Here is a 24,446-nt window from a genome sequence, read left to right as displayed (position 1 = left end):
TGAGCTTGCCTGCCCTTGTCACGGAACGATCAGCGTACCGGCGCCGTGCTCGGTGAAGAGCTCGAGCAGCACCGAATGCGGCGTCTTGCCGTTGAGGATGACGACGCCTTCCACGCCGCGCTCGATCGCCTCGATGCAGGTCTCGACCTTCGGGATCATGCCGCCAGAAACCGTGCCGTCCTTGATCAGCGCCTTGGCCTCGGCGACCGTCAGCTCGTCGATCAGCTTCTTGTTCTTGTCGAGCACGCCCGGCACGTCGGTGAGGAACAAGAGGCGCGAGGCGCGGCAGGCGCCCGCGATGGCGCCGGCGAACGTGTCGGCGTTGATGTTGTAGGTGTGGCCGTCGCGGCCAGGCGCCACCGGCGCCAGCACCGGGATCATCTCCGAGCGCGCCAGAAGGTCGAGCAGCGTGCGGTCGACCTCGACCGGCTCGCCGACGAAGCCGAGATCCAGCACCCGCTCGATGTTGGAATCCGGGTCGATCATGGTCTTGCGCGCCTTCTCGGCGAACACCATGTTGCCGTCCTTGCCGCAGAGCCCGATCGCCCACTCGCCTTCGGCGTTGATCAGCGCCACGATCTCCTTGTTGATGGAGCCGGCCAGCACCATCTCGACGATCTCGACCGTCTTCTGGTCGGTGACGCGCAGGCCGCCCTCGAATTTGGATTCGATACCCATCTTGGAAAGCATGGCGCCGATCTGCGGCCCGCCGCCATGCACGACGATCGGGTTGACGCCGGACTGTTTCAGCAGCGCGATGTCGCGGGCGAACGCCTTGCCGAGCTCGGTATCGCCCATGGCATGGCCGCCATATTTCACCACCACCGTCTTGTTCTCGTAGCGCTGCATGTAAGGCAGCGCGCGTGAGAGCAGCGCGGCCTGCATTTCGGCGTTGGCGGCGATGTCCGTCATCGATGTGATCCCGGCTTCTAGGAAAGGACGGCGGGGTCTTAGCGGGAATTGCCGCAGGTCGCAAACGGCTTTGCGGTCACAATGATGAAATCTGCGGCGGTGAGTTCCAGATCAGCCCGGCGCCTTGAGCGGCGCGCGCCGCTTCAGCCATTCCGAAAGCTTTTCCATCTGCGCCGCGAAGGACAGAAGCGTCTCCTCGTCGCCCGGCCGGCCGGCGGCCTGGATGCCCAGCGGTAGGCCGGCTTTGGTAACATGCACCGGCAGCGCGATCGAAGGCTGGCCGCTGACATTCTGGATCGCCGGCCAGTGCGTGAACCACAGGCTCTTGTCCATCAACTGGCCGAACAGCGCCTTGACCTTGAGCAGGCGGGTGAGATGCAATTTGTCGAGCAGGTTCTCGATGAACTCGTCGGCGCCCTTCGGGTCCATCGAACCGCAAGCCAGAGGCGGATGTGCGATGATCGGCATCAGCACGGCGTCATAGCGGGCCGTCTCTTCGATCAGCCGCCGCGCCGTGGCGTTGAGCCGTTGCACGCCCTCATAGACCTCGCCGGCGGACAGCATTTCGCCGAGACGGGCGAGCACACGCGTCGCGCGCTCGACCTCGCCGGTCACCGGGCGGCCGACGCGCTGCGCTTCACCCCGCATCGTGCCGGCGACGGCGGAAGCGACCGTCTTGCAGAAATCGGCGATGAAGTCGCGGCCGATGAAAGGCAGGTCGATCTCCTCCACCGCGTGGCCGCCTTCGCGCGCCAGCGCCACCGCGGTGTCGAGCGCCGCAAGCGTCTCGGCCGAGATCGGCAGGCCGAGCGGCGATTTCCGGTAGACGGCGAGGCTGAGCTTGCCCGGGTCGCGCGCCGCGGCGACCGCGAAGAAACCCTGCGGCGCGCGCGCCGCGTAGGGCGAAAGCGGATCGGCGCCGTGGGTGAGGTCGAGCAGAAGCGCGGTATCGCGCACCGAGCGGCTGACGGCGTGGTCGACGACCATGCCGTACCAGCTCTCACTGACGAGCGGCGTCAGCGGCACGCGGCCGCGCGAGGTCTTCAAGCCCACCAGCCCGCTGCAGGCCGAGGGCACGCGGATCGAGCCGCCGCCGTCGGAGGCGTGCGCCGCCGGCACGACGCCCGCTGCTACCAGCGCGGCGGCGCCGCCGGACGAGCCGCCCGTGGTGTGGCCGGTGTTCCAGGGGTTGCGGGTGATGCCGAAGCGGGCCGATTCCGTCATCAGCCTCAGCCCATGCTCGGGCGAGGTGGAGGTGGCGATCGGGATCAGGCCGGCGGCGAGATAGCGCTCGACCATCACCGAGTTGAAATCGGCCGTGAAGGGCGGGATGCGGCTGCCACCATGGATCGGCACGCCTTTGAGGCCGATGCCGAGATCCTTGAGCGCGAAGGGCACGCCGGCCAGCGGCAGCGTGCGGTCGACGGTCTTCGCCCGTGCCCGCGCCGCGTCGTAAAGCGGCGTGGCAATGGCGTTGATGTCCGGCCTTGTCGCTTCGGCGCGCGCGATCGCCGCGTCGACGAGTTCCTGCGGGGCGATCTCGCCCCGATGCACGAGCTCGCCAAGCCCTGTCGCATCCTGCTCCCAAAGCACGCGCTCGATCGACATCCGCATCCCCCGATTTTTGACGAGGCTAGCGGCGTCCTATTCGCTTGGCAACGACGCAGGTGCGGGCTGCGCCGGACCGGCCCACACCCCTTGGTGGACAACGCCTTCAGCGCCCGTTGCAATTCAATCGCAATCTTCTAATTTGCCGCCATGGCGCCGCAGGACATCAGCAAGCTGATCGTCCGGACTTCGATGAAGGACCGGGCTGCGTTCGATCTGCTTTACAAGCAGACCAGCGGGAAACTTTTCGGCGTCTGCCTTCGTGTCTTGAGGGACCGGGGAGATGCGGAAGAAGCGTTGCAGGAAGTCTTCGTCAAGATCTGGACGAAAGCGGATCGTTTCGCCGTTTCCGATCTGAGCCCGATTTCCTGGCTGGTGGCCATTGCGCGCAACCATGCGATCGATCGCATCAGGGCGCGGCGCAGCCCTTCCGCCAACATCGACGCAGCCCTCGACGTCGCCGATCCGACGCCGGGACCTGAGGCGATGGCTGTGGCGGGCGGCGAGACCGAACGCATCCACCATTGCCTCGACGAACTGGAGAAAGACCGGGCGGCGGCCGTCCGGGGCGCCTATCTGAGCGGCGAAAGCTATGCCGAGCTGGCGGAGCGCTTCAAGGTTCCGCTGAACACGATGCGGACCTGGCTGCGGCGAAGCCTGCTCAAACTGAGAGAATGCCTGGAAAGATGACGCTGGCGGAAGACAACGGACCGGAACGTGGAGGCGACGACCTGCTCGCCGCCGAATATGTTCTCGGCGTCCTGCCCGCCGACGAACGCCAGGTCGCGTCCCGCCGCATCGATACGGAGGCGGCATTCGCCCGCCTGGTCGATGCCTGGGAGGTCCGCTTCGCCCCGATGGCCGCCGCTTATGCCGCGGTCGAGCCGCCGGCTTCGGTCAAGGCGGCGATCGACCGGCGACTGTTTGCGTCGTCCGCGTCCACGGTGCCCGGGGGCAGTCTGTGGACGAGCCTTGCCTTCTGGCGCGGCCTTGCCGCCGCGGCCATTGCCGCATTGGCCATCTATGTCGCCGTGCCTTACGTCAATCCACCGGCGCCGCAGCCCGCGACCAGGCTGGTCGCGTCGCTCGCCGCCGACAACAGCAGCGTCAAATATCTTGCCGTCTATGACGCCGCCCGCCGCGAGGTCGGACTGTCGCTGGTCTCTGGCGACCATGGCGCCGGCAAGGACTTCGAGCTGTGGATGATCGAAGGCAAGAACGCGCCGGTCTCGATGGGCGTCATCCCCGCGGGCCCGACCGCACGCATGGCGGTGACCCCGGCTGTCCAGCAGAAGCTCGCGCAGGGCGCCGTGCTCGCCGTCAGCCTCGAACCTTCGGGCGGTTCGCCGACCGGCCAGCCGACCGGTCCGGTCGTCGCCGCCGGTGACCTGAAGGGCATCTGATCCCAGGCGGCACATTCTAAAAGTCTAATGAAAGTCTATATCCGGCCTTTACCGGGAGGATAGAGGCTGCTGTCGTCACGAGCGGGGAGAACGAAATAGATCGGTCGAAGAAAAAATCTATCGACCTTCGTGAAACTAACTTTTTTCAAGACCGTATCTCCTCGCGTTCCCAAGGACGGGAAAAACAACCCGAGGAGACTGATAAAATGCGCAAACTCGCCACCCTTTTGCTTGCCTCTACGCTCGGCCTTTCGGTGCTCGGCGCCGTTGCCTACGCCGCCAATCCGATGGTCGGCGGCGCGCCGATGTATGCCAAGAAGAACATCATCGAGAACGCCGTCAATTCGAAGGACCACACCACGCTGGTCGCCGCCGTCAAGGCAGCCGGCCTGGTCGACACGCTGCAGGGCGCCGGCCCCTTCACCGTCTTCGCGCCGACCAACGAGGCCTTCGCGGCGCTGCCCGCCGGCACGGTCGACACGCTGCTCAAGCCCGAGAACAAGGACAAGCTGACCAAGGTGCTCACCTGCCATGTCATCGCCGCCAAGGCGCTGGCCGCCGATGTCGCCAAGATGGCCAAGGCCGATGGCGGCGCGCACCAGGTCAAGACCGTCGGCGGCTGCGAGCTGACGCTGAAGGCGCAGAACGGCAAGGTCACCGTGACCGACGAGAACGGCAATGTCGCCCACGTCACCATCGCCGATGTCCGCCAGTCGAACGGCGTCATCCACGTCATCGACAAGGTTCTCTTGCCGAAGATGTAACAAAGCGGACCTGGCCGGCGAAGACATGGCTGAGCGCCGGCCGCGATATTAAAGATCCGCGCCGCCGGCAAGGGTGTGCTCCGCGTCGTGCCGCAAGGGCGGCGCGGAGCAGCATCCGGAGTGTTCCGCGAGGTTTCTGTCCGGAATTGCTCGAATGAGGAGATGGAGCGTCACCGGCTTTTGATTTTCGGGCCGGGCTCTATCTTGGCAAAATGCGTCAGGAGGAACGGCCATGAACCGTCGCGATTTTCTCTGGAGCGGGGCTGCCGCCACCGCTCTCATCGTCGGATCCGCAGCGATGCTGCGCGCCGGTGGACCCAAGCCCGCTCTCGCCGCCGAGACCTTCGAGGTCACCAAGACCGATGCCGAATGGCATGCCATCCTTTCGGACGAGGCTTTCGACGTGCTGCGCAAGCAAGGCACGGAATATCCCGGCACCAGCCCGCTGCTCAACGAGCACCGCAAGGGCATCTTCGCCTGCGCCGGCTGCGACCTGCCGGTCTATTCGTCGGAGACGAAGTTCGATTCCGGCACTGGCTGGCCGAGCTTCTGGCAGGAGATCGCCAATTCCATCGGCAAGACCGAGGACCGCACGCTCGGCATGGTGCGCACCGAAGTGCACTGCCGGCGCTGCGGCGGCCATCTCGGCCATGTCTTCGACGACGGTCCGCCGCCCACCGGCCTGCGCCACTGCATCAACGGCGTGGCGCTGAGCTTCAAGCCAGCCTCTGCCTAAGCAATTTCAGGAAAAGTGCGCAGCGGTTTTCCGTCCGGAATTGCTGCAAGCAAGAACAACTTTCAACTGCTCGAAAAAGAATGACCCCGGAAATCGTCGCCGATTTCCGGGGTCACGCGTTGAGGAAGCCAGGCGGGGGTTCCGGCTCCTCAATGGCCTCCGCCGCCACCGCCGCGCTGCTGCTCCGGCTTGTTGATGAACAGCACGAAGAATCCGAGCGAGGCGAACAGCACCGTCAGCATCATGAACACGTCCATGAAGGACAAAAGCGCGGCCTGCTGCTGCACCATGCCGGACAGTTTCGAGATCGCGGCACTTGTGGCGTCGAGGCCGGCGGTCTGCTCGAAATTCAGCGTCATGTTCTGCAGCTTGGTCTGCGCCGCCTGGCTGCCCCACTGCACGTGCTCGGAAAGCCGGGCGTAGTGGAAGGCGTTGCGGTCGATCAGCACTGTGTTGATGAGCGCGAGGCCGACCGCGCCGCCGAGGTTGCGGGTCAGGTTGAACAGGCCGGACGCATTCTTCAGCCGTTCCGGCGGCAGGGTGCCGAGCGCGATGTTGTTGATCGGCACCATGCACAGCATCATCGAGCAGCCGCGCAGGATCTGCGGGATCAACAGCTCATAGAAATCCCAGTCGGCGGTGAGATGCGTCATCCACCAGGTGCCGGTGGCGAAGCCGAGGAAACCAATCATCATCATCAGCCTGAGATCGATCTTGTTCGACAGGATGCCGGCAATGGGCGCGGTGAAGAACATCGCCAGGCCGCTGACGAACAGCGCCTCGCCGATCATCATCGAATCGTAGCCGCGGATACGGCCGAGGAACACCGGATAGAGATAGGTGAGCCCGTAAAGGCCGATGCCGACGACGAAGGAGAACAGCGAGCCGAAGGCGAAGTTGACGTTGCTGAAGGCCCTGAGGTCGACGATCGGCTCTTCGGCGGTGAAGACGCGCCAGAAGAAGATGACGCCGCCGATGGTCATGATGATGGCGCAGGCAAAGACCGCCGGCTCCTGCAGCCAGTCATGGTTCGGGCCTTCCTCCAGCACATATTCCATACAGCCGAGGAAAGCGGCCATGCCGATCAGGCCCCACCAGTCGAACTTGGAGAACAGTTTCAGGTTGGGCTTGTCGAAATCGATCAGCGCCCAGGCCGCCGTCGCCACCAGGATGCCGGGCACGACATTGATCAGGAACAGCCAGTGCCAGGACATGGCGTGGCTGATATAGCCGCCCACCGTCGGGCCGATCGTCGGCGCCAGCGTCGCCACCAGGCCGATCATCGGCGAAACGATGGCGCGCCTGGAAGGCGGGAAGATGGTGAAGGCGGCCGCGAAGACGCTCGGGATCATGCCACCGCCGATGAAACCCTGGATGGCGCGGTAGACGATCATCTGGTCGATGTTGGTGGCGGTGGCGGCGAGCGCGCTGGCCGCGGTGAAGCCGGCCGCCGCGGTGGTGAACAGGACCCGCGTCGACAGCATGCGGCTGAGGAAGCCGGACAGCGGGATCATCACCACCTCGGCGATCAGATAGGCGGTCTGCACCCACGGGATCTCGTCGGAGCTGGCGCTCAGGCCCGCCTGGATTTCCGACAGCGAGGCCGAGACGATCTGGATGTCGAGGATCGCCATGAACATGCCGAACACCATCGCCAGGAAGGCGACGACGCGGCGCACCGGCATATGGTCCGCGGACAGGGCTGGCGCGGCGGCGATGGGGCGTCCCGGCATTGCTCCTGCGGTGATGGTTGCGGTTGCCATGTCATGGCCTCCCTAAGCAATTCTCGAGGACAGGCGCGGGCCGGTCCCGGATTGCGTCGAACGGATAAAGCAGGCTGGGCGGCTCGGCGCTCGAATGGCCACCGAACCGCCCCCCGATCAGTTGGTCGTCGAGGCCGGCGCGGTGCGGTTGTCGACCGCGACGACGACGCTCAGGCCGGCGCGCAGCTTGCCGGTCTTCAGCACATCGGCCGGCACGTCGATGCGCACGGGCACGCGCTGCACCACCTTGGTGAAGTTGCCGGTGGCGTTTTCCGGCGGCAGCAGCGAGAACACCGCGCCCGAAGCCGGCGCCAGCGAGGAGACCGTGCCTTCGAAGGTCTGGCCGTCGATCGCGTCGACAGTGATGCGGACCTTCTGGCCGGGCACCATGCGGCCGAGCTGCGTCTCCTTGAAGTTGCCGACGATGTAGAGCTTGTCCATCGGCACGACAACGGCGAGCTTCTGGCCCGGGCTGACGAGGTCGCCCTGCTCGACCGAGCGGTTGCCGACGACGCCGTCATAGGGCGCCTTCAGCACGGTGAAAGAGAGGTCGCGCTGGGCCTTGTCGCGGGTGAGCTGCAGCGAGGCGAGCGTCGAGGCCGATTCCGCGCGCTGTGCTTCCAGAACGCCGATATTGGCCTGCGCCGCGGCGATCTGCGCATCGGCGCCGACAAGCGCCGCCTTGGCCTGGTCGAGCGCGGTCTGGGCATCGTCGAGCTGAGCCTGCGTGCCGACATGGGTCTTGAGCAGCTGCGCGGCGCGCATCTGGGCGCGCTCCGCATTGTCGGCGGCCGCCTGGTCGGCAACCTTCTGCGCCTGGGCCTGCGACAGCGAGGCCTGGGCCGCCTTGGTCTGGGCGTCGATGCGGTCGAGCGTCTTGCTCAAGGTGGCGATCTGCGCCTCGGCCTGGGCGACGGCGATCTTGTAGTCGCCATTGTCGATGACGAACAGCGGATCGCCGGCCTTGACCTTCTGGTTCTCGCTCACCAGCACCTTGTCGATGTAACCCGATATTTTTGGTGAAACGAACGACATATCGGCCTGGACATAGGCGTCGTCGGTGGAGATCATGAACCGGCCGTCGGTCCAATAGTTATACCCATACCAGGAGCCGGCGCCGAGAAGGGCAAGGCCGATGATCGGCAAAAGGAAAGAGCGCGCCGAACGCTTCTTCTTGGCTGGTGCCTCAGCCGCGGGCGTCGCAACCGGAGCGGCGGGCTGGAGAGGGATTTCCGGCGCTTCGGTCGACGGTTGTACCTTGGCGTTGGGAAAGGTGCGGACTTCGGCGGTGGCGGGCGCGTTCGAGGACATGGGGATCTCTCTGGATGTCAGTCATACTGAACCGTTCGGTTCGAATTGGTGATTGACATAGCGCGGAAAGAGAGCCATATCAAGAGGAAATCGAACCGAGCGGTTCGAAATATTTTTCAAGGAACGACTTCCATGGTCGAAACGACAGCCGATAGCGATCTGCTCGACTTACGCAAAGGGCGCCCGGCCGCCGGGCAGGACCCGGTCAAGCGCGCCCAGATCATCGAAGGCGCCCGCCGCGTCTTCATAGACAAGGGCTTCGAGGCCGCCTCGATGAACGACATCACGCGCGAGGCCGGCGTCTCCAAGGGCACGATCTACGTCTATTTCCAAAACAAGGAAGAGCTGTTCGAGGCTCTCATTGAGGAAGAGCGCGGCACCATCTTCAAGAACATGTATGAGGTGCTCGACCATTTCGACGACCTCCGCAAGACGCTGGTCAAGTTCGGCATGGGGCTCTCCGCTAAGATCACCTCGGCCAAGGTCATCCAGGCCCAGCGCACCGTGGTCGGCGCCGCCGACCGGATTCCCGAGCTTGGCGCGCGCTTCTACGAGCGCGGCCCGAAGCGTGGCCATGACAAGGTCATGGCTTTCCTCAACGAAGCCGTCGAACGCGGCCTGCTCAAGATCGACGATGTCGACCTTGCCGCCTATCAGTTCACTGAGCTCTGCCTTGCCGGTCTGTTTCGCCAGTGCATCTTTTCCTACCGCACAAAGGCGCCGACCCCGGCGGAGATCGAGCGTGTCGTGAAGTCCGGCGTCGACGTCTTCCTCAAGGCCTACGCCACGGAAAAATTCCTCGCCGAGGAAAAGGCGTTGCAACCCGCCTGACCGCTCCGGGGCACATGAATCCCGAAGCAGCGTGAAGCAGGGCTGAAAGGCCGTGCGCGTCCTTGAAGGCGCGGGTATGACGGCTGAACGCGACGCCATCGAGATCGTCCGTCGTCCTTCCCAAAATATTGATCGGCATCGTCAGGCAGGCACTTTCGGAAGGGCCTGTTAACCATCGCTTCCTATGTCTCGGGAGACGTTCAACCGGCGAGTCTCGAGTATGACATCCATGCGCTTTCCCCGTGCCAATCTTTCCGGTGCTTCCGCCTATCAAGGCGACGACGATCACAGCGCGGACGAGCGCCGGGGCGGGGTTTCGCGGGCGCAGGCGGGGCAGGTGGTTCCGCTCCGCGCCGCGCCGGCAAGCGAATCGGATGCCGCGCGCAACGCATCGCTCGATTCGGCCGATGGCGGCGAATTCAGCCGCCCGGCCTGGCAGGACTATTTCTTCCTTGCGCCCAATGTGCGGTTCACCCGCACGCCGGACACCGACCTCGCCAGGCGGGCCGCCCCGCAGGAAGACGCCGCGCCAGGCAAGGCGCCCACGATTCAGCCCGTTCGGCCCGCGCCGCCGGCTTCGCCGCCAGCCGCTCCGGTCCGGAAAAATCCCGCCGTCCCCGCCGCTGCGCCGATGCAAGCCAAAGCGGTCCGCGCACCTTCCACGGTTGCTCCGGCCGCGGTTCCGGCTCCTCCGACCGCGTCGACCCAGGTTACCGCCGCTCCGACGCCAAAACCGCGCCCGAGCGGACTGCGCTGGTCCTATCTTTCCGACCATGCCTTCTTCGAATTCGGCATGCCCTTCCTCGCCGAGCGCCTGGCGCGGGCACGTTTGAGCGAAGCCGGTCAGGCGCCCGCCGTTCCGGCGCAGCCACCGGTCAAGCCGATGCCGGCGCAGCGTCCGGCGGCCCAGCCTAGGCAGGCTCACGCCCCCTTCATGAGCGAGGCGACGTCGTTTTACCGGGTCATCGAATGGCGCTCCAATGTGCCGAATGCTGGCTCTGCTTCGACGTCCACGCCGGCCCTCGCGACCGTCCAACCGACGCCTGTCGAGCCCGTGCCGGTTTCCGCTCCCGTGAGCGCAAGATCGCCCAGGCAGGCGCCTTCGCTGCCCATGGCCGGCGAGGTCATGCCGCTATCCGCGATGACCGGCTACGAGCTTCCCTCCGAGGATCTTCTTCAGCTGCCGCCGGAAGGCCAGGGCTTCTACATGTCGCAGGAGCGGATGGAGCAGAATGCCGATCTGCTCGAAAGCGTGCTGGAGGATTTCGGCGTCAAGGGCGAGATCATCCATGTCCGCCCCGGTCCTGTCGTCACGCTCTACGAGTTCGAGCCGGCGCCGGGCGTCAAGTCCAGCCGCGTCATCGGCCTGGCCGACGACATCGCCCGCTCGATGTCGGCCATCTCGGCGCGCGTCGCCGTGGTGCCGGGCCGCAACGTCATCGGCATCGAATTGCCCAACGAGACGCGCGAGACGGTCTATTTCCGCGAGCTGATCGGATCGGCCGGCTTCCGCAACACCTCCTGCAAGCTGGCGCTCGGCCTCGGCAAGACGATCGGCGGCGAGCCGGTCATCGCCGAGCTCGCCAAGATGCCTCATCTGCTGGTGGCGGGCACAACCGGTTCCGGCAAGTCGGTCGCCATCAACACCATGATCCTGTCGCTGCTCTACAGGATGAAGCCGGAGGAATGCCGCCTCATCATGGTCGACCCCAAGATGCTGGAGCTCTCCGTCTATGACGGCATCCCGCATCTCCTGACGCCGGTCGTCACCGATCCGAAGAAGGCGGTGACCGCCCTCAAATGGGCGGTGCGCGAGATGGAGGACCGCTACCGCAAGATGGCGCGTCTCGGCGTGCGCAACATCGACGGCTACAACCAGCGTGCGGCAAGCGCCCGCGACAAGGGCGAGGTCGTCACCATGCAGGTGCAGGCCGGCTTCGAGAAGGGCACGGGCGAGCCGCTGTTCGAGGAACGCGTGATCGACCTCGCGCCCATGCCCTACATCGTCATCATCGTCGACGAGATGGCCGACCTGATGATGGTGGCCGGCAAGGAGATCGAAGGCGCCATCCAGCGACTGGCGCAGATGGCACGCGCCGCCGGCATCCATCTGATCATGGCCACGCAGCGGCCCTCCGTCGATGTCATCACCGGCACGATCAAGGCGAATTTCCCGACCCGCATCTCCTTCCAGGTGACGTCGAAGATCGACAGCCGCACCATTCTGGGCGAGCAGGGCGCCGAGCAGCTGCTCGGCCAGGGCGACATGCTGCACATGGCCGGCGGCGGACGCATTTCGCGCGTGCATGGCCCCTTCGTGTCCGACCTCGAGGTCGAGCACGTCGTGGCGCATCTGAAGGCACAGGGGCGTCCCGAATATCTCGACACCGTCACCGCCGACGAGGAAGAGGCCGAGGAAGCGGCCGACACCGGTCCCGTGTTCGACAAAAGCGCGATCGCCGAGGAGGATGGCGACGCGCTCTACGAGGAAGCCGTCAAGGTGGTCAAGCGCGACAAGAAATGCTCGACCTCCTACATCCAGCGCCGTCTCGGCGTCGGCTACAACCGCGCCGCCTCGCTGGTCGAACGCATGGAAAAGGAAGGCCTGGTCGGCGCCCCCAACCATGTCGGCAAGCGCGAGATCCTCACCGGCCGGCGCGATCGCGAGCCGGAGCGCGAGGACATAGACTGAGCGGGCCGCGCCAGCCCCCTCATCCGGCCCCTTCGCGGCCACCTTCTCCCCGAGGGGAGAAGAGATTGGCGTCGGCGCCGATCGTCTCCTCTCCCCTGGGGGAGAGGTCAGCCGAGCGAAGCGGAGGCTGGGCGAGGGGGAGCGCCATACGCGGCTACCCGCTCCAAGGCGATAACTGCGTCAGCCGCCGTTCGCCACCAGCACGATCGCCGCGCGCAGCTCATCCAGGCCAGAGGCTTTCTCCGAAGAGGTCGCCAGCACCACCGGAAACGCCGCCGGCCGCTTCTTGATCTTGGCCAGCGTCTCCTCGATCAGCCTCGGCACGCCGGCGGCCTTGATCTTGTCGGTCTTGGTCAGCACCACCTGGTAGGACACCGCCGCCTTGTCGAGCAGGGTCAGCACTTCCTCGTCCTTGGCCTTGATGCCGTGGCGGGCGTCGATCAGCACATAGACGCGTTTCAGCGTCACGCGACCCTGCAGATATTCGTAGATGAGTTTCGTCCACTCATCGACCTTGTCCTTCGGCGCGCTGGCATAGCCGTAGCCAGGCATGTCGACCAGCGCCATCGGCGGCAGGTCGGCGCCTTCGCCGGAAAAGCCGTCAGGCACGAAATAGTTGAGCTCCTGCGTGCGTCCCGGCGTGTTCGAGGTGCGCGCCAGGCCCTTGTGCCCGACCAGCGCGTTGATCAGCGACGACTTGCCGACATTGGAGCGGCCGGCGAAGGCGATCTCCGGCGGTCCCTCCGGCGGCAGGAACTTCATCGACGGCACGCCGCGGATGAAGATCCAGCCGCGGGTGAACAGATCCTGGCTGATTGCCGTTTCGTTCGTGCTTTTGCCGGGCGCGTTCAAACCGCCGCCTCCAGCTTTGAAATGTCGGCGCCGCGAATGGCGTTGAGGTTGCGGCTGATCTTGTCGACCGGCCAGTCCCACCAGGCAGCCTTCAACAGCCGCCGCACCGTGAATTCGTCGAAGCGCATCTTCACCACCCTGGCCGGATTGCCGGCGACGATCGCATAAGGCGGCACGTCGTGCGTGACAACCGATTTCGCCGCCACGATGGCGCCGTCGCCCACTTTCACGCCCGGCATGATCACCGCCTCCATGCCGATCCACACGTCATTTTCGACGATGGTGTCGCCGCGGATTTCCTTCGACCAGCTCTGCGGGTCAAAACCTTCCTCCCAGCCATGGCCGAAGATGTTGAACGGAAAGGTCGAGAAGCCGGACATGGCGTGGTTGGCGCCGTTCATGATGAAGCGCGCGCCTTCCGCGATGGCGCAGAACTTGCCGATCACCAGCCGGTCGCCGATGAAGTCGTAATGGTGCAGCACGCATTTCTCGGCGAATTTGTCCGGGCCGTCGGGGTCGTCGTAATAGGTGAAGTCGCCGATCTCGATGTTGGGCGACGTCACCAGCCCCTTCAGGAAGCCGACGCGCGGATGCATCGCGATCGGATGCTTGATGTTGGGGTTGGGTCCGGTCATCGCCGTCCCTCCGTGGCTAGAGCAATTCCAGGAAAAGTGTGAGCGGTTTTCCGTCCGGAATTGCGTAAAAAAGAGAGACAGTGCGTATCCGGCGCGGTCAACGTCCGATCAAACTAACGTGATCCGGCTGCGGCACCAACCGTTCACTGCCTGCCGCGGCAGATCACGATCGGGTTGGAAAGGGCGCTGTCGAAGCCGCTGCCCTGGTAGACCTGGACGTTCGACGCTCCCGGCGGCAGCGAGAAGCTGCCCTCGACGATTTTCTGGTCGCCGGTCGTCGTGTGCAGGGCCCAGCTGAAGGTGCAGAACTGCGGCGGTGCTTTGGGTTGCACGTGGCTGCAGTTGAGCTGCGCGCCGCCCAGCATCGCCGCTCCGCCGCAGCTCACCGCGTCCTTCGCGGCGGCCGGAAAAGCGTATCCCATGAGCAGCGCCAGCATGGCGATCTTGAGCCGTTTCATCGTCTTGTCCGTGCCGTGACCCAAAGCCGGTCGGACCGGGTTCTGGCCTATGCGATATTTTTACCAAGCGCCTTAGTCGGTCTTGCGCTCCGCGTCCAGCAGGATTATGTGCATGATGATAATAAGCATGCTTACGAAAGCCTGTCTGTCGACTCTGAAGTCCTCCCATGTCCACCTCGCCCAATATCAGCTTCGTGCTGCACGATGTCGCGCGCCTGCTCAGGAAGCGGTTCGAGCAGCGCTCGCGCGCCTTTGACCTGACCCGCGCGCAATGGCAGGTGCTGTCCTATCTCTCGCGGCAGGAAGGCATCCATCAGAACAAGCTGGCTGACCTCATCGAGATCATGCCGATCACGCTCGCAAGGCTGCTCGACAAGATGGAGGCGCGCGGCTTCATCGAGCGGCGGCCCGATCCGGCCGACCGCCGGGCGTGGCTTATCTATCTGACCCCGAAGGCTCATCCGCTCATCGAAGTGATGCGCAGCAATGGCCAAAAGACGCGCGAGGAGGCCTTTACGGGCCTGTCCGCGGACGCGCAGCAGCAGCTGCTGCAAACCCTTTGCCTGATCAAATCCAATCTGCTCGAGGCCTGCACCCAGCCGGCCGTCGACCGGGAGAAAATCCATGTCTGAAGGAACCTCACCCAGAAAGCCCGCCGACGAGGAAAATGTTGGCGAAAGAGCAAGCGACCAGGTCATTCACCTGGACAGCCAGCGCGAGCAAAGGCGCGGCAATCCGCCTGTCGTCGAAGACGATGAGCTGGAAGCGCCCGTGGCGCCAGAGCCGGCGACGCTGGAGGCTCCCTCGGCCCAGCCGAAGCCGGCTGCCGTCACGGTGGCTCCGCCCGCGCCCGTCAAGCCGCGCCGCAGCCTGACGCGGCCGATCCTGTTTGCGCTTCTGCCCGTCGCGCTGGTGGCCGGCGGCTACTACTACGTCATCGGCGGCCAGGTCATGACCACCGACAACGCCTATATCCAGGCGCAGTCACTTGGCGTCTCAACCGACGTCTCCGGCACCGTGCAGGAGATCGACGTGCACGACAACCAGGCGGTGAAGAAGGGCGATGTGCTCTTCCGCCTGCGGCCGGCCTCCTTCGAGACCGCGCTCGCCGGCGCCAAGGCGCAGCTCGGCACCGTGCGCAACCAGGTGCTGACGCTGCAGGCGAGCTACCAGCAGTCGCTCGCCACGATCGACCAGGCGCAGGCGGACCTCCCCTATTACGAGTCCGCTTTCCAGCGTCAGCAGGACCTGCTCAAGACCTCGACCGCCTCCAAGGCCACCTTCGACAGCGCCCAGCACGATCTCATAGCGGCCCGCCAGAAGGTGACCGTCGCCAAGGCGCAGGCGCAGGCGATGCTTGCCCAGCTCGGCGGCGACGCCAGCCAGCCTGTCGAGCAGAACCCCTTCTACCTGCAGGCCCAGTCGGCGGTTGACGATGCGCAACGCAACCTTAACGACTCCGTCGTCAAGGCGCCGTTCGACGGCATCGTCACCAATGTCGACGCTTTGCAGGTCGGCAAGTACCTGCCGGCCTCGCAGCCGGCCTTCAGCCTGGTGTCGTCGACCGACATCTGGATCGCGTCAGAGCCGAAGGAAACCGAGCTCACCTATGTGCGCCCGGGCCAGGAGGCGACGATCAGCATCGACGGCTATCCGGGCGAGGTCTGGCACGGCACGGTCGGCTCGATCAGCCCTGCTTCCTCGTCCAGCTTCTCGCTGCTGCCGGCGCAGAACACCAGTGGCAACTGGGTCAAGGTCGTGCAGCGCATCCCGATGCGGGTGACGATCGACGATCCGGACGGCAAGCCGCCGCTGCGCGGCGGCATGAGCGCGGTCGTCAGCATCGACACCGGCCACGCCCGCGGCCTGCCCGACTTCGTCACCGACCTCCTCAAGCGTTTCGGACAAAAGTCATGACAACGGCTTCCGCGACAGGCGCGCCCGTGGTCGCCAATCGCGGCGCCATCACCGCTTGCGTGATCCTGGCGGTCATCATGCAGGCGCTGGACACCACCATCGCCAATGTGGCGCTGCCCTATATCCAGGGCAGCGTCTCGGCGAGCGCCGACCAGATCAACTGGGTGCTCACCTCCTATATCGTCGCCGCGGCGGTGATGACGCCGCCGTCCGGCTATCTCGCCAACCGCTTCGGCCGCAAGCGCATCCTGCTCGTCGCCATCACTGGCTTCGTCGTGGCCTCGGTGCTGTGCGGCTTCGCCCAGTCGCTGCCGCAGATCGTCGGCTTCCGCCTGCTGCAGGGCCTGTTCGGCGCGGCACTCGTGCCGCTGTCGCAGTCGATCCTGCTCGACATCTACAGCGTCGAGGAGCGCGGCTCGGCCATGGCGCTGTTCGGCGTCTCGGTCATGGTCGGCCCGGTGCTCGGCCCGGTCATCGGCGGCTGGCTGACCGAGAACGTCTCCTGGCGCTGGGTCTTCTACATCAACGTGCCGATCGGCGCGCTGGCCTTTATGGGCGTCTCGATGTTCGTCCAGGAAACCAAGCTCGACCTCAAGGCGAGGCTCGACTGGCTTGGCTTCGGCATGCTCTCGATCGCCATCGCCTCGCTGCAGATGTTCCTCGACCGCGGCGAGCAGCTCAACTGGTTCTCCTCGGCCGAGATCATCGTCGAGGCGCTGGTCTGCGCATCGGCCTTCTACATCTTCATCGTCCACACCTTCACAGCACGCGACACATTCGTGAACCCGCGGCTGTTCCTCGACCGCAACTTCTCCGTCGGCATGATCTTCATCTTCATCATCGGCATCACCTATCTCGCCTCGCTGGCGCTGATGACGCCTTACCTGCAGACGCTGATGGGCTATCCGGTGGTGACGGCCGGCATCGTCATGGGGCCGCGCGGCCTCGGCACCATGGCCTGCATGTTCATCGTCGGCCGCCTGGTCGGCAAGGTCGACACGCGCTGGCTGCTGTTCATCGGTCTCGCGATCACCGCCTGGGCGATGTACGACATGACCGGCTGGACGCCGGACGTCTCGCAATGGACGATCATCAGCACCGGCTTCATCCAGGGTGCCGGCCTGGGCTTCCTGTTCGTGCCGCTCACCACCATCACCTTCGCCACGCTGGCGCCGGAGCGGCGCTCGGAAGGCACCGGCCTCTACAATCTGTCGCGCAACATTGGCTCCAGCGTCGGCATCTCGGTTGTCACGGCGCTTTTGACGCAGAACCAGCAGATCAACCACGCTAACATCGCCACCTATGTGACGCCCTACAATCCGGCCTTCAGCGATCCGGCGATCTCGCAGGCGATGAGCCCTTACACCGCCGCCGGCCGCGCCGCGCTCGACGGCCTGGTCACGCTGCAGGCGACGATCATTTCCTATGTCGACGACTTCAAGCTGATGATGATCCTGTCCTTGGCCGCCATCCCGCTGGTGCTTCTGTTGCGCAAGCCTGGCACGCCGGCCAAGATCGATCACAGCGCTGTCATGGAATGAGGGACCGGGATCCCGCCGTGGCGGGATCCCGGTCTGCCGAACAGCCTCCCAAACACCGGCGTCATTGCGCCGGAAGCCATCCGGCCTTTTTGGGGAGGACTGGAATCATACGAGGCCAGCCGGCGCGGAGTTTCACGGGCTCCCGACAAATTTGCGAAAAATCCAATATGTCGCCCGGACGCGCGCTGGGTTCCTGGGCAACCACACGCGAACAAACAGGGTGAAGCGGTTCAGCGGTTCGGCGAAACGGTGAGCCCCCTGAAGCGGCAACCAACAAAAAACCCCGGCCAAAGCAAGGCCGGGGTTTTGGTTCTGGAGCTCGCGGAACCTTCTATTCCGCTGGCGATGGTTTCTTGCGGAACATTGCCGCCAGATTGTCCCACAACTCGATCTTGGCGCCCTGGCGCTTCATGATCACGCCCTGCTGCAGGATCGACAGCGTGTTGTTCCAGGCCCAGTAGATGACGAGGCCGGCCGGGAAAGAGCCCATCATGAAGGTGAAGATCACCGGCATCCAGGTGAAGATCGCTGCCTGCGTCGGGTCCGGCGGCGCCGGGTTCATGCGCATCTGCAGGAACATGGTGATGCCCATCACCACCGCCCAGGCGCCCATATGCGGCAGGAAGGCGGGCGCCGCGAAGGGCAGCAGGCCGAACAGGTTGAAGATCGAGGTCGGATCCGGCGCCGCGAGGTCGTGGATCCAGCCGAAGAACGGCGCGTGCCGCATCTCGATGGTGATATAGAGCACCTTGTAGAGCGAGAAGAAGACCGGGATCTGCAGCGCCACCGGCCAGCAGCCGGCGAGCGGATTGATCTTCTCGGTCTTGTAAAGCTCCATCATCGCCTGCTGCTGCTTCATCTTGTCGTCCGCGTATTTCTCGCGAATCTCGACCATCTTCGGCTGCACCTTCTTCATGTTCGCCATCGAGGCGTAGGACTTGTTGGCGAGAGGGAAGAAGATGGCCTTGACGATGACGGTGGTGGCGAGGATCGCCAGCCCGAAATTGCCGAAGAATTTGTAGAGCGTGTCGATGAGCCAGAACATCGGCTTGGTGATGAAATAGAACCAGCCCCAGTCGATCAGCAGGTTGAACTGGCGAATGTGACGGTCCTGCTCATATCCATTGATCGTCGAGACCACCTTCGCCCCGGCAAATACGGACGACTCGGCTGTCGCCGACTGCCCAGGGGCAATGTTGATCGCGTCGGTAAGGAAGTCGGCCTGATAGCTATGGCTGTGCGGGCCATCCTTGAGCTCGAAAAACGAGAACTTCGGCTGGAAGGGCTGCTTGGTGGTCGGGACAAGCGTCACCGCCCAGTACTTGTCGGTGATGCCAAGCCAGCCGTCGGTCGATTTGCCGGGTTTGACTTCCTTGTCCTTTTCGATCGCGGCGTATTTGAACTGCTGCAATCCCTCGCTGCCCGTGACGCCGATCAGCCCCTCATGCAGCACGTAGGTGCTGGCAATCGCGGGCTTGTCGAAGCGGGTGACGCGTCCGTAGTTGTAGAGCGAGACCGGGGCGGCTCCCGAGTTCTGCACCGTGTCCGACACGGTGAACATATACTCGTTGTCGACCGAGATGGTGCGCTTGAAGGTCAGGCCCTTGTCGTTGGTGAAGGTCAGCGTCACCGGCGACGACGGAGTCAGCGTCGGATTGCCCTCGACGCTCCACACCGTATCCGCGCCCGGCACGGCACCGGTCGTGTCGTTGCCGATGAAGCCGATCTCGGCGAAATAGCCATTAGGCAAGGACGAGGGGTTGAGCAGCTCGATCTCGGGCGAGTTCTTGTCGACCGTCTCGGTATAACGCTTGAGCCTCAGGTCATCGAGGCGCGCGCCGGTCAGGTTGATCGAACCATCGAGGCTCGGCGTGTCGATCTTGACGCGCTTGGTCGCGGCGACGGCCTGGTCGCGGCTGGCTGCCGTCACGGTGTCGCCGCCTGGGGCGCCGGGGACACCGCCGGCCGCCGGGGCGGGCGTGCCGGCCGCGCCGGGGTTGGTCCCCTGCGCTTCCTTCTTCTGCGCTTCCACGCGCTGCTGCTCGATGCGGGCCTGCTCGCGCTGCTGCTCCATCCGCGGGTTCATGTAGAACACCTGCCAGAGCGTCAGGATCAGCACCGACAGCGCGATGGTGATGAAGAAATTGCGGTTGTTTTCCATCGAAAGCCCTTGGCCTATCGTGTTCCGCGCAGCCGGCGGGAAAGCTCGGCCTTCAACTGGCCGAACGGAATGGCAAGCACGTCCTCACGCCCGACGATGACATAGTCATTGCCGGGCGCCATGTCATCGGCGGCATGCGCGCGCACGGCTTCCCTCAGCCGTCGCCGGACGCGGTTGCGCACCACGGCGTTGCCGACCTTCTTGGTGACGGTATAGCCGACGCGCGGCGCAAGGTCGTCGCCGCGGTCGAGAACTTCAACGAGAAAAAGCCGCCCGCGGCGTTTCTCGCCGCCGCGCACAGCCAGGAAATCCGCGCGTTTCAGAAGCCGCCCGGGAGTTTTCCCCTTTGGCTTGCCGGTTGCGGGCAACGATCTCGTCTTTCGTTCAGGCGCTGAGCCGCTTGCGGCCGCGGTTGCGGCGGGCAGCAACGACGCCACGGCCACCTTTGGTGGCCATGCGGGCACGGAAACCATGCCGGCGCTTACGGACGAGCTTGGACGGTTGGTAGGTACGCTTCATTTGTTTTAATACCGCGGGGTGCGGCCCTTCTTGATTCTGTCACTCTGTAACAGGAGCTTTGCCGGGCCGGCTTAGGCGCGATCGAAACCGCGCCGGAACGAATGGCCCGAGCGTGAGCGGGCTTATAGAAAGAAGGTTTTTGGAAGTCAATCCGGCGTGGCCGCGAGGCATTTTTTCGCGGACCAAGGTTGAAATTGGCAAAAAAGCTGCAAATCACATAATCTTGGCTGATCAAGGCTTCGTGAAGACCGCGTCATGACGAGTGAAGTCCTGTCCACCGATGAAAAGGCAAGGCCGCCGGCGAATTCGACGCGCCGGGTGCCGCTGTCGCGCGGCCTGTCGACCAAGCTTCTCTTCCTCACCATCGCCTTCGTGCTCCTGGCCGAAGTCCTGATCTTCCTGCCCTGGATCGCCAGCTACCGGGTCAATTGGCTGAAGGAGCGCTTGAGCACCGCGGCCGCGGTGTCGATCGTGCTATTGCAGGGCGAGCCCAACTCGCTGTCGCACAACGCCCAGAACGACGTGCTGATGGCGATCGGTGCCAAGGCGATCGCCGTGCGCGACGGCGGGGTCTCCCGGCTGCTCGTCGTTTCCGACATGCCGCCCCAGGTCGACGAGCATATCGACATCGCCGATGTCGGGCTGGTCAACGGCATGACCGGCGCGCTCGACACGCTCTTCTTCGGCGGCAAGCGCATGCTGCGCGTCTTCGGCCCGGTCGGCGACAGCGACAAGGAATTCGAGCTGATCATGCCGGATTACCGCTTGCGCGACGCCATGCTGAGATACTCGCGCAATGTCGCCGTCGTCTCGCTGCTCATCTCGCTCTTCACCGCCATGCTGGTCTATGCGGCGATCGACCTGATCATGATCGGGCCGATCCGCACCATGACGCGCTCGATCCTGGCCTTCTCCGAGGCGCCCGACGATCCCGGGCGGGTCATCCGCCCCGCCGACCGCGCCGACGAGATCGGCGTGGCCGAGCGCGAACTGTCGCGGATGCAGGACCGGCTGCAGAAGACGCTGTCGGAACAGAAGCATCTCGCCGACCTCGGCCTGGCCGTCTCCAAGATCAACCATGACATGCGCAACATCCTCGCTTCCGCTCAGCTGATGTCGGATCGGTTGCGCCAGGTGAAGGATCCCACCGTGCAGTCCTTCGCGCCCAAGCTTCTGCGCGCGCTCGACCGCGCCGTCGCCTATTCCGAAGGCGTGCTCGCCTATGGCCGCACGCAGGAGCCGGCGCCGTCGCGCCGCCGTGTGCGGCTGCGCCAGCTGGTTGACGACGTGCACGGCCTGCTCGACATCGAGGACGGCATCGAGTTCATCAATGGCGTCGAGCTCGCCTTCGAGGTCGATGCCGATTCCGACCAGCTCTTCCGCGTGCTCACCAATCTTTGCCGCAACGCGGTGCAGGCGATGGCCGCCGACACCGAAAGCGCGGTGGTGCGCCGGCTGGCGGTCGCCGCCGAGCGCCAAGGCAGCGTCAGCCGCATCACCGTCACCGACACCGGCCCCGGCCTGCCGCCCAAGGCGCGCGAGAACCTGTTCGCCGCCTTCCGCGGCTCGGCGCGCAGCGGCGGCACCGGCCTTGGCCTGGCGATCGCGCATGAATTGATCCGCGCCCATGGCGGCACGGTCGAGCTCGTCGAATCGATCGGCGGCCGCACCGTCTTTGCCGTCACCATCCCCGACCAGCCGGTGCGGCTCGATCAAGCGCGCAACGGTCTGCGCCGCCCAGCTTGAGACCACCACGTCTGGCTGAGCGCTGTCGGCAGCGGCGCGCCTCGGTCAGCATCGGCAAAAAACACCTGCGACAAAACTTTTGCCGGATCGGCTTGCTTTTCGCAAATTCAGTCGTTAGGGAACACTCCACATCGCGGCCGGCCGTCTCGACCGGATCGCGGGGCTTGTGTCAAACACGGCCTATTGCGCGCCCGTAGCTCAGCTGGATAGAGCACCAGACTACGAATCTGGGGGTCAGGAGTTCGAATCTCTTCGGGCGCGCCAAACCGCCGATTGTCCTTTGCAATATGATAGCGCCGCCATGCGCTCGCGAGGGTCTTGCCGGGGCCGATGACCCGACGGACGCAAAGTCACGTTCGGAATCGCCTGACATCACGTCATTGACACGCCCCGTCATGATGGCCGACACGCACACCGATCTCGTCCAGAGCTTGGACAAGCCGGCCTTCGAAGTCGGTCTCCGCGCCTGGCGCACGCCATGCCACGAAGCCGTCAGGGCGAACCAGCACGGCGCCACCATCGCCCACGCCATAGGCGCGCGACCAGCCTCCTCCCGAAGCGTCGAGATCGCCGGACGAGCCGAGGACATGGCAGCTGAGCGGAACGCCGCCATCCTCGCGCAAGCGATCCGCCGCGGCGCGCCACCTCGCATCGCCTGCAAGCAGCACGAAGTCGCTTCCGAACAGATCCAGCGTCGAGAGCTTTTTGCCCTCACGCTCAAGGATAAGATGGGGCGCGCGGCTGCCAGGAACGCCGGCGAGTTCCGCGACCGGCTCGAATGGCCGGTTGCGGGCTGCCTCAGGCACCAAAGCGCCGCTGTCGTAGCGCTGTCCGAACACGACGTCGTAGTCGTCCACGATGGCGACGGCAGGCGGCAAGCGCCCCGCAGGGTCCTTGAACCACTGCTGTAGGCGGGCGAGTGCCTGCGCCAGCGTCGCGGCGATCACCGGCCGGCGCTCCGCATCGTAGCTGTCGAGCAGGCTGGGATCCGCCTCGCCGCGGACGACCATGGCGAGCTTCCAGGCCAGGTTATGCGCATCGTGTATGCCCGAATTGCCCCCGAACGCCCCGGTCGGCGGCATCAGGTGGGCGGCGTCGCCGATCAGGAAGCAGCGGCCCGCGCGGAAACGGTCGGCAACGAATGCCGCCATCTCCCAGGACCGCGCATCGACCAGCTCGGCCTTGACGCCGGATCGGCCCGCCGCCTGTTCGACGAGGTCCCGGCAACGGTCGCGGTCGAAGTCCTCCGGCCGCTCGCCCCTTGCCGGAAAATATTGCAGCGCCAGCAGCCAGCGTCCGCCGGGGCGCGGCGTGACGGTGGCGTTGAGGTCGCTGACGAAGCAGGAAGTGAGCGGCCTGCCGCCGATCTCGGGAGACAAATCGGTGTCGAAGATGATGTTCATCCAGTGCTGCAGCACGCCCGGGCCGTTGCGGCCGATGCCGAGACTTTCGCGCAGCGTGCCGTTGGCGCCGTCGGCGGCGATCAGATAGTCGGCGACGACCGTTTCTTCCTCCCCGGTTTCGCGATCGCGGATGACGGCACGAACGACGGCGGCGTCCTGCTCCAGGGATGAAAACTCGGTGCCGAAGCGAATGTCCGCGCCGAGCCTTTCCGCGCAATGCCGCAGGATCGGCTCCAGCACATGCTGGTCGCAGGTCGCGGGCTGCGTGGGACTGTAGGGGCTGGCATCGGGCCATGCCGGGCCGCCCCATCGGATATCCGGATCGGCGAGGTTTCTTGCCCGTGCAATGCCGCCACCCTGCTGATCGCCGGTGCGCTTGGCGCGGATTTCCGTCTCCAGCCCGAGACCTCGGAATATCTCCATGCTGCGCGGTGAGATGCCGGCGAACTTGTATTGGATCGAGGTGTCGGCGTGGCGCTCCACAACCATGCAGCCAATACCTTGATGGGCGAGGAGCGCGGCGGCCGTCAGGCCGTTCAGGCCGCCGCCGACGATCACAATCGGGATGCGCGTGCTCATGGGATACTCCTGTGCTTGGGACACGACGGATTCCTTCCCGGCGGAGCCGGGCTGCAAGTGGCCAGTAATTATTTTGATTGACAAAACTATTTGATTAATCAAAATATGTCAAGCTGCCTCAGCAGCACGGGAACCGAAGCATGACGACACTTCCCCGCGACGCGCCCGACCTTGCCGGCGAGGCCTGGCGCCTGATGTTCGACTTTCTGATGCGTTCGGCGCCGCAGCGTTTGGAGGCGCAGCAAAGGCATGAGCTGACGCCGAACGATTCCCGCGCCCTGTTCCTGCTCGACGCCGAAGGCAAGCCGATCGGGGCACTGGCGCGCGAATGGGGATGCGATCCCTCGACCGCGACATGGCTGGTGGACCGGCTGGAGCGATCTGGCCTGGCCGAGCGCATTCCATCCCCCGGCGATCGGCGTGTGAAGCTCGTGCGGGCAACCGAAAAGGGGGCAGCGACAAAGAATGATTTGCAGGCGGCCTACCGCCAACCGCCGCCGGAACTGACAAGCCTGCCGGCAGGTGATCTGGATGCGCTTGTCAGGATATTGGGGAAACTGCGTGCCGGCTGATCGCGCCGCCCTTCCTGCGACGCATTGAGCTGAGTCGAGTCGA

At 64.9% G+C, this 24,446-nt stretch carries 22 protein-coding genes and 1 tRNA gene; 12 read left to right on the top strand and 11 right to left on the bottom strand.

Going from position 1 to position 24,446, the window contains the following annotated elements:
- Nucleotides 1-18: 18 nt before the first annotated feature.
- Nucleotides 19-912, bottom strand: a complete 894-nt coding sequence (argB, locus tag RFM41_RS26045; protein ID WP_320252100.1) for an acetylglutamate kinase — start codon at nucleotides 910-912, stop codon at nucleotides 19-21.
- A gap of 111 nt (nucleotides 913-1,023) precedes the next feature.
- On the bottom strand, nucleotides 1,024-2,520 hold the full coding sequence (locus RFM41_RS26040; protein WP_320252102.1) for an amidase: 1,497 nt from the start codon (nucleotides 2,518-2,520) through the stop codon (nucleotides 1,024-1,026).
- Between the two features lie 150 nt (nucleotides 2,521-2,670).
- Between RFM41_RS26040 and RFM41_RS26035 the strand changes: the two genes are divergently transcribed.
- The 4 genes from RFM41_RS26035 (at nucleotide 2,671) to msrB (ending at nucleotide 5,423) form a co-directional block, all read left to right on the top strand.
- Complete coding sequence (locus tag RFM41_RS26035) at nucleotides 2,671-3,210, top strand: sigma-70 family RNA polymerase sigma factor (protein ID WP_041003574.1); 540 nt, start codon at nucleotides 2,671-2,673, stop codon at nucleotides 3,208-3,210.
- Nucleotides 3,207-3,923: an anti-sigma factor gene (locus RFM41_RS26030; protein ID WP_320252301.1), complete on the top strand. Its 717-nt coding sequence runs from the start codon at nucleotides 3,207-3,209 to the stop codon at nucleotides 3,921-3,923. Before RFM41_RS26035 ends, RFM41_RS26030 begins: the two co-directional genes overlap by 4 nt.
- Nucleotides 3,924-4,129: 206 nt before the next feature.
- Nucleotides 4,130-4,687 carry a fasciclin domain-containing protein gene (locus RFM41_RS26025; protein ID WP_320252105.1) on the top strand — a complete coding sequence of 186 codons (558 nt, stop codon included), beginning with the start codon at nucleotides 4,130-4,132 and terminating at the stop codon, nucleotides 4,685-4,687.
- Nucleotides 4,688-4,919: 232 nt separating this feature from the next.
- On the top strand, nucleotides 4,920-5,423 hold the full coding sequence (gene msrB, locus RFM41_RS26020) for a peptide-methionine (R)-S-oxide reductase MsrB (protein WP_320252107.1): 504 nt from the start codon (nucleotides 4,920-4,922) through the stop codon (nucleotides 5,421-5,423).
- Nucleotides 5,424-5,572: 149 nt separating this feature from the next.
- On the opposite strand, the gene RFM41_RS26015 is transcribed toward msrB, so the two are convergent.
- Together RFM41_RS26015 and RFM41_RS26010 are read right to left on the bottom strand one after the other, a co-directional pair.
- Nucleotides 5,573-7,186 carry a DHA2 family efflux MFS transporter permease subunit gene (locus tag RFM41_RS26015; RefSeq protein WP_320252108.1) on the bottom strand — a complete coding sequence of 538 codons (1,614 nt, stop codon included), beginning with the start codon at nucleotides 7,184-7,186 and terminating at the stop codon, nucleotides 5,573-5,575.
- Nucleotides 7,187-7,303: 117 nt separating this feature from the next.
- Nucleotides 7,304-8,497 carry an HlyD family secretion protein gene (locus RFM41_RS26010; protein WP_320252110.1) on the bottom strand — a complete coding sequence of 398 codons (1,194 nt, stop codon included), beginning with the start codon at nucleotides 8,495-8,497 and terminating at the stop codon, nucleotides 7,304-7,306.
- 132 nt (nucleotides 8,498-8,629) lie between these two features.
- On the opposite strand from RFM41_RS26010, the gene RFM41_RS26005 reads away from it, so the two are divergent.
- Entirely contained in the window at nucleotides 8,630-9,328 is a 699-nt protein-coding gene (locus RFM41_RS26005) for a TetR/AcrR family transcriptional regulator (protein ID WP_320252112.1), read from the top strand.
- A 220-nt stretch (nucleotides 9,329-9,548) separates the two neighbouring features.
- On the top strand, nucleotides 9,549-12,020 hold the full coding sequence (locus tag RFM41_RS26000) for a DNA translocase FtsK (protein ID WP_430691561.1): 2,472 nt from the start codon (nucleotides 9,549-9,551) through the stop codon (nucleotides 12,018-12,020).
- Nucleotides 12,021-12,200: 180 nt separating this feature from the next.
- Here RFM41_RS26000 and yihA read toward each other — a convergent pair whose 3' ends face one another.
- The 3 genes from yihA to RFM41_RS25985 form a co-directional block, all read right to left on the bottom strand.
- Nucleotides 12,201-12,872 (bottom strand): ribosome biogenesis GTP-binding protein YihA/YsxC, encoded by a 672-nt coding sequence (gene yihA, locus RFM41_RS25995; protein ID WP_320252115.1) that lies wholly within the window; start codon nucleotides 12,870-12,872, stop codon nucleotides 12,201-12,203.
- Nucleotides 12,869-13,507, bottom strand: a complete 639-nt coding sequence (locus RFM41_RS25990; protein ID WP_320252116.1) for a CatB-related O-acetyltransferase — start codon at nucleotides 13,505-13,507, stop codon at nucleotides 12,869-12,871. Before RFM41_RS25990 ends, yihA begins: the two co-directional genes overlap by 4 nt.
- 143 nt (nucleotides 13,508-13,650) lie before the next feature.
- Entirely contained in the window at nucleotides 13,651-13,965 is a 315-nt protein-coding gene (locus tag RFM41_RS25985) for a hypothetical protein (RefSeq protein ID WP_320252117.1), read from the bottom strand.
- A gap of 167 nt (nucleotides 13,966-14,132) precedes the next feature.
- On the opposite strand from RFM41_RS25985, the gene RFM41_RS25980 reads away from it, so the two are divergent.
- From RFM41_RS25980 to RFM41_RS25970, 3 genes are read left to right on the top strand one after another with little or no spacing between them, the layout of a single operon-like run.
- Nucleotides 14,133-14,597 carry a MarR family winged helix-turn-helix transcriptional regulator gene (locus RFM41_RS25980; protein ID WP_320252119.1) on the top strand — a complete coding sequence of 155 codons (465 nt, stop codon included), beginning with the start codon at nucleotides 14,133-14,135 and terminating at the stop codon, nucleotides 14,595-14,597.
- Nucleotides 14,590-15,882 (top strand): HlyD family secretion protein, encoded by a 1,293-nt coding sequence (locus tag RFM41_RS25975; protein WP_320252121.1) that lies wholly within the window; start codon nucleotides 14,590-14,592, stop codon nucleotides 15,880-15,882. The genes RFM41_RS25980 and RFM41_RS25975 overlap by 8 nt, the downstream gene beginning before the upstream one ends.
- Entirely contained in the window at nucleotides 15,879-17,423 is a 1,545-nt protein-coding gene (locus RFM41_RS25970) for a DHA2 family efflux MFS transporter permease subunit (protein WP_320252123.1), read from the top strand. Before RFM41_RS25975 ends, RFM41_RS25970 begins: the two co-directional genes overlap by 4 nt.
- A 331-nt stretch (nucleotides 17,424-17,754) precedes the next feature.
- On the opposite strand, the gene yidC is transcribed toward RFM41_RS25970, so the two are convergent.
- From yidC to rpmH, 3 genes are read right to left on the bottom strand one after another with little or no spacing between them, the layout of a single operon-like run.
- Nucleotides 17,755-19,584 (bottom strand): membrane protein insertase YidC, encoded by a 1,830-nt coding sequence (gene yidC / locus RFM41_RS25965; protein WP_320252125.1) that lies wholly within the window; start codon nucleotides 19,582-19,584, stop codon nucleotides 17,755-17,757.
- A gap of 14 nt (nucleotides 19,585-19,598) precedes the next feature.
- A complete protein-coding gene (gene rnpA / locus RFM41_RS25960) occupies nucleotides 19,599-19,952 on the bottom strand; it encodes a ribonuclease P protein component (RefSeq protein WP_320252126.1) in 354 nt (117 codons plus the stop codon).
- A gap of 16 nt (nucleotides 19,953-19,968) precedes the next feature.
- The gene (gene rpmH / locus RFM41_RS25955) at nucleotides 19,969-20,103 is read right to left on the bottom strand and encodes a 50S ribosomal protein L34 (RefSeq protein WP_008833937.1); all 135 of its coding nucleotides are present in this window, start codon (nucleotides 20,101-20,103) and stop codon (nucleotides 19,969-19,971) included.
- A gap of 255 nt (nucleotides 20,104-20,358) precedes the next feature.
- Here rpmH and RFM41_RS25950 point away from each other — a divergent pair, with 255 nt between their 5' ends.
- Together RFM41_RS25950 and RFM41_RS25945 are read left to right on the top strand one after the other, a co-directional pair.
- Nucleotides 20,359-21,849 carry an ATP-binding protein gene (locus tag RFM41_RS25950; protein WP_320252127.1) on the top strand — a complete coding sequence of 497 codons (1,491 nt, stop codon included), beginning with the start codon at nucleotides 20,359-20,361 and terminating at the stop codon, nucleotides 21,847-21,849.
- A 187-nt stretch (nucleotides 21,850-22,036) separates the two neighbouring features.
- A tRNA-Arg gene (locus tag RFM41_RS25945) sits at nucleotides 22,037-22,113 on the top strand.
- A 113-nt stretch (nucleotides 22,114-22,226) separates the two neighbouring features.
- Here the strand turns inward: RFM41_RS25945 and RFM41_RS25940 are convergent.
- On the bottom strand, nucleotides 22,227-23,831 hold the full coding sequence (locus tag RFM41_RS25940; RefSeq protein WP_320252128.1) for an FAD-dependent monooxygenase: 1,605 nt from the start codon (nucleotides 23,829-23,831) through the stop codon (nucleotides 22,227-22,229).
- A gap of 140 nt (nucleotides 23,832-23,971) precedes the next feature.
- On the opposite strand from RFM41_RS25940, the gene RFM41_RS25935 reads away from it, so the two are divergent.
- Entirely contained in the window at nucleotides 23,972-24,403 is a 432-nt protein-coding gene (locus RFM41_RS25935; RefSeq protein ID WP_320252130.1) for a MarR family winged helix-turn-helix transcriptional regulator, read from the top strand.
- Nucleotides 24,404-24,446: the final 43 nt, after the last annotated feature.

This window comes from Mesorhizobium vachelliae, assembly GCF_033977325.1.
Classification (GTDB): Bacteria; Pseudomonadota; Alphaproteobacteria; order Rhizobiales; family Rhizobiaceae; genus Mesorhizobium; species Mesorhizobium vachelliae.
The sequence above is the reverse complement of the archived record's forward strand: the minus strand, read 5'-3'. Positions and strand labels throughout refer to the sequence as shown.